The organism is Dellaglioa sp. CoH-57-MRSF-21 (genome assembly GCF_056781915.1).
Genome location: NZ_JBXAXU010000129.1, coordinates 1 through 325 on the forward strand (window position 1 = coordinate 1; position 325 = coordinate 325).

1 protein-coding gene is annotated in these 325 nt (G+C 56.0%); it reads left to right on the forward strand.

What is annotated here, in order from left to right:
• On the forward strand, positions 1-325 hold a 325-nt coding region (locus AC1RPQ_RS08255), incomplete at both ends, for a hypothetical protein (RefSeq protein ID WP_481762304.1).

The following is a 325-nucleotide window of genomic DNA, read 5'->3' on the forward strand; positions in this document are numbered from 1 at the left end:
GTTCAACGTGTCGTCGCCGTACTCGCAGCGCGACAAGATGATGCGGCTGCTGCGGGAATCGCGGACCCCGGACGGTGAGAAAACGATGCTTGGCGTCAACCTAGCAACGTGGGAGATGAACCCGTTTTACACGCGGCAGTCTCAGATCATTGCTACAGCGTACGCCGCTAACCCAGAAAAGGCAGCACGTGACTGGGGCGCGAATCCTCCTGCTGTTCACTCGCGATTTATCCATCCCGATACTATTGCACAGGGTACATTCGTCAACGGGCCAAATGCGCACAACTTCATCTACCAGTTCGATAAGCCGGGTGAAGTCTACGGT